Here is a 7,858-nt window from a genome sequence, read left to right as displayed (position 1 = left end):
TTGCGGGGCCTGCGGCCCCTGCACCCCGCTTCGGGGCTCCGCCCGTGGGACCCCGGGGTTCGTCTGCGGGTTCGGTGGGGGCTGGTCGCGCAGTTCCCCGCGCCCCTTGGGTAACGCCGGCTCCTCGGGCGTCTGAGGAGCGGGGGCGGGGGCGCGGGCCCCAGCGGGGGTACCGGGGGCGAAGCCCCCGTGAGCGGGGTGCAGGGGGCGCAGGGGCCGCCCGGGGCGCAGGCCCCGCCCAGGGTGGAGGGAGCGCCCAGGGTGCAGGCCCCGCCCGGGGTGCAGGCCCCGCCCAGGGTGGAGGGAGCGCCCAGGGTGCAGGCCCCGCCCGGGGTGGAGGCCCCGCCCGGGGCGCAGGGGTCGTAGCCTCCGCCCGGGTCCGGGGGCGAAGCCCCCGGGTAAACCCCACCCACCCCGCCCCTTCCCCCACCCCCGGAGGGTCTGGGGGAAGGGGCGGGGTGGGGCTCAACCCGCCAGCGCCTGCTCCGCGCGCGGCTGGGTCGGGAACGGCCGGTGGGACGGGTCGCGGACCTCGCCGACCAGCATCTCCAGGACGTCCTCCAGGGCCACAAGACCCAGCACCCGCCCCGACGCATCCGCCACCTGCGCAAGGTGCGCCGCCGCCCGGCGCATCACCGTGAGCGCGTCGTCGAGCGGCAGCTCCGCCCGCAGGGTGACCAGCGGCCGCCACACCTGCTGCGGCACCGCCCGCTCCCTGTCCTCCAGGTCCAGCACGTCCTTGACGTGGAGGAAGCCCATGAAGGCGCCCCCTTCCGCGCACACCGGGAAGCGGGAGTAGCCGGTACGGACCGTCAGTTCCTCCAGCTCCCGGGGCGTCACCGAGCAGCCCACCGTCACCAGCGACGACCGGTCGAGCAGCACGTCCGTCACCGGGCGGCTGCCCAGCTCCAGCGCGTCCTCCAGGCGCTCCATCTCCCGGGGGTCCAGCAGGCCCGCCTGACCGGAGTCCTCCACCAGGCGGTTGAGCTGCTCGCTGGTGAAGACCGCCTCCACCTCGTCCTTGGGCTCCACCCGGAACGCCCGCAGCACCAGCCGCGCGCACGCGCCCAGCGCCACCGTGACCGGGCGGCACACCCGGGCGAAGGCGACGAGGCCCGGGCTGAACCAGAGCGCGGTCTTCTCGGGCGCCGCCATCGCCAGGTTCTTCGGGACCATCTCGCCGATGACGAGGTGGAGGAAGACGACGAGGGCGAGCGCGATCGTGTAGCCGAGGGGGTGGATCAGGCTCGCCGGGACCCGGGCCGCCTCGAAGACGGGCTCCAGGAGGTGGGCCACCGTGGGCTCGGCCACCGCGCCCAGGGTCAACGAGCAGACGGTGATGCCGAATTGCGCGGCCGCCATCATCTGCGGCAGGTTCTCCAGGCCGTGCAGCACCTGCCGGGCCCGCGCCGACTGGGACGCGAGCGGTTCGATCTGGCTGCGGCGCACGGACACCAGGGCGAACTCGGCCCCGACGAAGAAGCCGTTCGCCAGCACCAGGAGCAGGGCGAAGAAAAGTTGCAGCACGCTCATCGCACGGCCTCGCTCAGGACATCCGCGGTCCGCACGAAGCGCACCCGCTCCGCCCGGTACCGCTCGACCCGGCGGACCTGGATCCGCCAGCCGGGCAGCTCGGCGCGGTCACCGGGGACCGGGATGCGGCCGAGCAGATCGGCGACGAGTCCGGCGACCGTCTCGTACGGGCCGTCCGGCACGTCCAGTCCTATCCGGCGCAGGCTCAGCACCCGGCAGCTGCCGTCGGCCTCCCACGCGGGGCGGCCGTCGTCGCTCGCCACCGCGGCGAGTTCGGGCCCGGTGTCGCCCTCGGCGTCGTGCTCGTCGCGCACCTCGCCGACCAGCTCCTCGACGATGTCCTCCAGGGTGACGACCCCGGCCGTACCGCCGTACTCGTCGACGACCACAGCTATCGGCTGCTCGCTGCGCAGCCGCTCCAGGAGCTGCTGCACGGGCAGGGTCTCGGGCACCAGGAGCGGCGGCACGGCGATGCGTGCCGCGGGAGTGCGATGGCGCTCCCGCGGCGGCACCGCCAGCGCGTCCTTGAGGTGGACCATGCCGACGACCTCGTCGATCCGCTCCCGGTAGACGGGGAAGCGGGAGAGCCCGGTGGCCCGGGTGAGGTTGAGGACGTCGGTGGCGGTAGCGGAGGTCTGCAGCGCGCTCACCTTCACACGCGGCGTCATCACGTTCTCCGCGGTGAGCCGCCCGAGCGCGAGGGTGCGTACGAACAGGTCGGCGGTGTCCTGCTCGATGGCTCCGGCCCGCGCCGAGTGGCGGGCCAGCGAGACCAGTTCGCCGGGGGTGCGGGCGGAGGCCAGCTCGTCGGCGGGCTCCACGCCGAGCGCCCGGACCAGCCGGTTGGCGACGGTGTTCAGAAGCGAGATGACCGGCCGGAAGAGCCGGGAGAAGCGGCTCTGCGGCCCGGCGACGAACCGCGCGACCTGGAGGGGCCGCGACACCGCCCAGTTCTTGGGGACGAGTTCGCCGATCACCATCTGCACGGCGGAGGCGAGCAGCATGCCGATGACGACGCCCACCCCGGGCACCACCCCGTCCGGCAGGCCGGTCGCGGTGAGCGGCCCGTCGAGCAGTCCGGCGAGCGCGGGCTCCGCGAGCATGCCGACGACGAGCGAGGTGATGGTGATGCCGAGCTGGGTGCCGGAGAGCTGGAAGGACAGCTCGCGCAGGGCCTTGACGACGGTGCCGGCGCGGCGGTCGCCGTCGGCGGCGGCCTTCTCGGCGTCCGGGCGGTCCACGGTGATCAGACCGAACTCGGCGGCCACGAAGAACCCGTTGGCAAGGATGAGAAGGAATGCCGCGGCGAGCAGCAGAAGCGTAGTGGTCATGCCGCCGCCTCCTGCGAAGGGGCGGCGCAGATACTACCGGACGATCCGTCCATTGCTGGAGGGAGTCACTCCTCGGGTCGCTGGTGCCCCGCAGGCCGATGGTGCCGCCTTGTGCGCGGGGCCGGCGCGTTGAGCGCCGACGTCACCAGGGTAGCTATTGGGATCGTCGCCGCAATGCTTGCCCCGGTGCTGAAACGGCGGGTCAGCCGTCCTGGCGGGTGCCGTGCGACTCGGCGAGTGCGCGCAGCGCCCGGGCGTCGCGGATGGCCCGCTCCTTGGCGATGCCGGGCTGGATGCCGAGCGCGGGCAGGCTGGTGCCGTCGCTGAGGTCCAGGAACACCCAGGGGTCGCCGGGGCGGAGGTTGACGCGCAGGATCTCCGCCCAGGCGAGCCGCCGTGTCCGGGTGAGGTTGACGACCGTGACGCCCGTGTCGTCGGCGACGACCTTGGGGCGGCTCAGCAGCGCGAGGACCGCGAAGAACATCGCCGCGGTGAACACGAAGCTGGCCCGCTCGCCCCCGCTCATGTTCTCCAGGAGCAGCGCGACGCCGGTGATCACGGCGAACATCACGGCACCCACGCTCAGCAGCACGGCCCGGGTGCGGGTCGGCCGGAACGTGACCGGGAGGGCGGGGAGCTGGGGCGCGGGGGCGGACACGGGGTACGTCACTTCCGTACGGGAGTAAAGGGATCGGAGGGGCGGTCAGAGGCGGCAGGCGTGGATGGCCGTGGTGAGGATGGCGCGGGCGCCCAGCTCGTACAGGTCGTCCATGATCCGCTGGGCCTCCTTGGCCGGGACCATGGCGCGGACGGCGACCCAGCCCTCGTTGTGGAGCGGCGAGATCGTCGGCGACTCCAGGCCCGGGGTGAGGGCGACGGCCCGCTCCAGGTGCTCGGCGCGGCAGTCGTAGTCCATCATCACGTAGCTGCGGGCGACCAGGACACCCTGGAGGCGGCGCAGGAACTGCTGCACCTTGGGCTCTTCGATGTCCGCGCCGGTGCGGCGGATGACGACCGCCTCGGACTTCATGATCGGCTCGCCGATGACTTCGAGGCCCGCGTTGCGCAGCGAGGTGCCGGTCTCCACGACGTCCGCGATGACGTGGGCGACGCCGAGCTCGATGGCGGTCTCGACGGCGCCGTCCAGGTGGACGACGGAGGCGGCGACGCCGCTGTCCTTGAGGTGCTGGGCGACGATCCCCTCGTACGAGGTGGCGATCGTCATCCCGTCGAAGTCGCCGACGCCCTTGGCCGTGCCGGGCTTGGTGGCGTAGCGGAAGGTCGAGCGGGCGAAGCCGAGGGAGAGGATCTCCTCCGCCTCGGCGCCCGAGTCGAGCAGCAGGTCACGTCCGGTGATGCCGATGTCGAGGCGGCCGGCGCTGACGTAGATCGCGATGTCGCGGGGGCGCAGGTAGAAGAACTCGACCTCGTTCTCGGGGTCGACCAGGACGAGTTCCTTGGACTCCTTGCGCATCTGGTAGCCGGCCTCATGGAGCATCGCCGACGCAGGTCCGGACAGTGAACCCTTGTTGGGGACGGCGATGCGCAGCATGAGGTCGGCTTCCTTACTTGGAGACGTACGGGGGAGAGTGCGGGGGTGCTCAGAGGTGGGCGTAGACGTCGTCGAGTGAGATCCCGCGCGCGACCATCATCACCTGGACGTGGTACAGCAGCTGCGAGATCTCCTCGGCGGCGGCGTCCTTGCTCTCGTACTCGGCGGCCATCCAGACCTCGGCGGCCTCCTCGACGACCTTCTTGCCGATGGCATGCACACCCTTGTCCACCAGCTCGGCGGTGCGGGAGGTGGACGGGTCGCCGTTGGCGGCCTTGAGCTGGAGCTCCGCGAAGAGCTCTTCGAAACTCTTGGGGGGTTTGTTCGCCATGATGCTTCTTAGGGTAAGGGGTGCGTCCCTGCCACTCAGCGCCAGGGTTCGCTGACGGTGCGCAGCGTGGCGGCCGTGGCGACGGCGGCGGTGACCGCTTCGTGCCCCTTGTCCTCGTTCGACCCTTCGAGGCCGGCCCGGTCCAGGGCCTGCTCCTCGGTGTCGCAGGTCAGTACGCCGAAGCCGATGGGTACGCCGGTGTCGATGCTGACCTGGGTGAGACCGTTGGTGACACCCTGGCACACGTAGTCGAAGTGCGGCGTGCCGCCCCTGATGACGACGCCGAGGGCGACCACCGCATCGTATCCGCGGCCCGCGAGCACCTTGGCGACGACCGGCAGCTCGAAGCTGCCGGGGACGCGCAGCAGCGTCGGCTCGTCGATGCCGAGCTCGTGCAGGGCGCGCAGGGCGCCGTCGACGAGTCCGTCCATGACCTTCTCGTGCCACTGCGCCGCGATGACCGCGACCCGGAGGTCTGCGCAGTTGCGTACGGACAGTTCGGGTGCGCCCTTGCCACTCACGTGCTGCTCCTCAGTGATCTTTCAGCTGTTACGGGTGTCGCTGTACGGGTGTCGCTACTGGTTGCCGCAGGCCGACGCGGTCGCGTCCAGCCACGGCAGGTCGTGTCCCATCCGGTCGCGCTTGGTGCGCAGGTACCGCAGATTGTGCTCGCCCGCCTGGACGGGCATCGGCTCGCGGCCGGTGACCTTGAGGCCGTGGCGGACCAGCGCGGTGGTCTTCTCCGGGTTGTTGGTCATCAGCCGCAGGCTGCGCACGCCCAGGTTCTCCAGGATCTGCGCGCCGGCCGCGTAGTCGCGGGCGTCGGCGGGCAGCCCCAGCTCCAGGTTGGCGTCGAGTGTGTCGCGGCCCTGCTCCTGGAGCTCGTAGGCGCGCAGCTTGGAGAGCAGTCCGATGCCGCGCCCCTCGTGGCCGCGCAGATAGACGACGACGCCGCGGCCCGCCTCGGTGATGCGCTCCATGGAGGCCTGCAGCTGGGGGCCGCAGTCGCAGCGCTGCGAGCGGAAGATGTCGCCGGTCAGGCACTCGGAGTGGACCCGCACCAGGACGTCCTCGCCGTCGCCGATCTCGCCGTGGACCAGCGCCACGTGCTCGACGCCGTCGACGGTGGAGCGGTAGCCGTAGGCGGTGAACTCGCCGAAGGAGGTGGGGAGGTGGACCTCGGCCTCGCGGCGTACGGTCGGCTCGGAGGAGCGGCGGTAGGCGATCAGGTCCTCGATGGAGATGATCGTCAGACCGTGCTTGCGGGCGAACGGGATGAGCTCGGGCAGCCGCAGCATCACCCCGTCCTCGCCCGCGATCTCCACGATCGCGCCGGCCGGGGCGAGCCCCGCGAGCCGGGCCAGGTCGACCGCGGCCTCGGTGTGGCCGTTGCGGACGAGGACGCCGCCGGGCTTGGCGCGCAGCGGGAAGATGTGCCCGGGGCGGACGAAGTCCCCGGCGTCCGAGTGCCCGTCGGCCAGCAGGCGCAGCGTGGTGGCGCGGTCGGCGGCGGAGATGCCGGTGGAGACGCCGTGCGCGGCGGACGCGTCGACCGAGACGGTGAACGCGGTCTTCATCGACTCGGTGTTGTGGTCGACCATCTGGGGCAGCTGGAGCCGGTCGAGCGCCTCGCCCTCCATGGGCGCGCAGATCAGCCCGCGGCACTCGCTCATCATGAAGGCGACGATCTCGGGGGTCGCCTTCTCGGCGGCGATGACGAGGTCGCCCTCGTTCTCGCGGTCCTCGTCGTCCACGACCACGACCGGCCGGCCGGCCGCGATGTCGCGGATCGCCTGCTCGACCGGGTCGAGGGAGAGGTCCTCGCGATTGTCGGTGGAGTACCAGGTGGGTGTGGTGGCGCTCATGCCGCCGCTCCTTCCAGGACGGGCTGCGCGCTCGTACGGGAGCGCAGCCACCAGTCGCGCAGGCCCCAGAGGACGATTGCGCCGTAGATGACGTAGACGAAGCCGGAGAAGGCGAAGCCGTTGGCGAAGTTGAGCGGCACGCCCACGGCGTCGACGAGGAGCCAGGCGAGCCAGAACTCGACCATGCCGCGCGCCTGGGCGTACATGGCGACGATCGTGCCGACGAAGATGTACGCGTCCGGCCACGGGTCCCACGACAGCGTCGGGAAGGCGGTGAACAGACCGCCGACGGCGAGGGTGCCGACGGCGGCGCCGGCGACCAGCGAACCGCGCTCGCGCCAGGTGGCGAACCGCACCGCGATGGAGCCGTCCTGCCCCTGCCGCTTGCCGGCCTGCCACTGGTACCAGCCCCACAGGGCGACCACGATGACCACGACCTGCTTGCCGGCGCTGCCGGAGAGGTGGGCGGTGCTGAACGCGGCGAGCAGGATGACGCCGGAGAGGAACTGGGCGGGCCAGGTCCATATGGAGCGCCGCCAGCCGAGCGCGAGGGCGGCGAGACCGACCGTGTTGCCGATCATGTCGGACCACATGATGTGCTGGTCGAAGGCGGTGAACGCCTCGGAGTTGAGCCAGTTCACTTCGGGTCCTCCTGGCCGTGTGCGCCGAGGAGGCGCTCGACGTACTTGGCGATCACGTCGACCTCCAGGTTGACCGGGTCGCCCGGCTGCTTGAGGCCGAGCGTGGTCAGCGCGAGGGTGGTGGGGATGAGGCTGACGGTGAAGTGGTCGGGGCCCGCGTCGACCACCGTGAGGCTGACGCCGTCGACGGTGATCGAGCCCTTCTCCACGACGTAGCGGGAGAGTTCCGCGGGCAGCGAGACCTTGACGATCTCCCAGTTCTCCGAGGGGGTGCGCGCGACGACGGCGCCGGTGCCGTCGACGTGGCCCTGGACGATGTGCCCGCCGAGGCGGCCGCCGACGGCCATGGGCCGCTCCAGGTTGACGCGGGAGCCGACATCGAGGGCGCCGAGGCTGGAGCGCTTGAGCGTCTCCTCCATGACGTCGGCGGTGAACTCGCCGTCGCCCGTCTCCACGACGGTCAGACAGACCCCGTTGACGGCGATCGAGTCGCCGTGCCGGGCGCCCTCGGTGACGACGGGGCCGCGCAGACGGAAGCGGGAGGAGTCGCCGAGCTTCTCGACGGCGGTGACCTCACCCAGCTCTTCGACGATTCCGGTGAACAC

The 7,858-nt window shown here is 71.9% G+C and carries 9 protein-coding genes; all 9 read right to left on the bottom strand.

The genetic code is table 11. The features are described from left to right. Positions 1–465: 465 nt before the first annotated feature. Complete coding sequence (locus ACFWA7_RS15110) at positions 466–1,533, bottom strand: hemolysin family protein (protein WP_385546611.1); 1,068 nt, start codon at positions 1,531–1,533, stop codon at positions 466–468. Beyond that, positions 1,530–2,864: a hemolysin family protein gene (locus tag ACFWA7_RS15105; RefSeq protein WP_385823297.1), complete on the bottom strand. Its 1,335-nt coding sequence runs from the start codon at positions 2,862–2,864 to the stop codon at positions 1,530–1,532. The genes ACFWA7_RS15110 and ACFWA7_RS15105 overlap by 4 nt, the downstream gene beginning before the upstream one ends. Before the next feature lie 202 nt (positions 2,865–3,066). Then, on the bottom strand, positions 3,067–3,522 hold the full coding sequence (locus ACFWA7_RS15100) for a PH domain-containing protein (RefSeq protein ID WP_190089803.1): 456 nt from the start codon (positions 3,520–3,522) through the stop codon (positions 3,067–3,069). Positions 3,523–3,567: 45 nt separating this feature from the next. Continuing rightward, a complete protein-coding gene (gene hisG / locus ACFWA7_RS15095; protein ID WP_385546605.1) occupies positions 3,568–4,416 on the bottom strand; it encodes an ATP phosphoribosyltransferase in 849 nt (282 codons plus the stop codon). Between the two features lie 49 nt (positions 4,417–4,465). Then, a complete protein-coding gene (locus ACFWA7_RS15090) occupies positions 4,466–4,747 on the bottom strand; it encodes a phosphoribosyl-ATP diphosphatase (RefSeq protein WP_283144384.1) in 282 nt (93 codons plus the stop codon). A gap of 35 nt (positions 4,748–4,782) precedes the next feature. Further along, positions 4,783–5,268 carry a 6,7-dimethyl-8-ribityllumazine synthase gene (ribH, locus tag ACFWA7_RS15085; protein ID WP_067155634.1) on the bottom strand — a complete coding sequence of 162 codons (486 nt, stop codon included), beginning with the start codon at positions 5,266–5,268 and terminating at the stop codon, positions 4,783–4,785. A gap of 54 nt (positions 5,269–5,322) precedes the next feature. After that, positions 5,323–6,612 carry a bifunctional 3,4-dihydroxy-2-butanone-4-phosphate synthase/GTP cyclohydrolase II gene (locus ACFWA7_RS15080; protein WP_385823295.1) on the bottom strand — a complete coding sequence of 430 codons (1,290 nt, stop codon included), beginning with the start codon at positions 6,610–6,612 and terminating at the stop codon, positions 5,323–5,325. Further along, positions 6,609–7,253, bottom strand: a complete 645-nt coding sequence (locus ACFWA7_RS15075) for a nicotinamide riboside transporter PnuC (protein ID WP_385546597.1) — start codon at positions 7,251–7,253, stop codon at positions 6,609–6,611. The genes ACFWA7_RS15080 and ACFWA7_RS15075 overlap by 4 nt, the downstream gene beginning before the upstream one ends. Further along, on the bottom strand, positions 7,250–7,858 hold the full coding sequence (locus ACFWA7_RS15070; RefSeq protein ID WP_385546614.1) for a riboflavin synthase: 609 nt from the start codon (positions 7,856–7,858) through the stop codon (positions 7,250–7,252). The genes ACFWA7_RS15075 and ACFWA7_RS15070 overlap by 4 nt, the downstream gene beginning before the upstream one ends.

Source organism: Streptomyces sp. NPDC059994 (genome assembly GCF_042737755.1).
Taxonomy (GTDB): Bacteria; Actinomycetota; Actinomycetes; order Streptomycetales; family Streptomycetaceae; genus Streptomyces.
The sequence above is the reverse complement of the archived record's forward strand: the minus strand, read 5'-3'. Positions and strand labels throughout refer to the sequence as shown.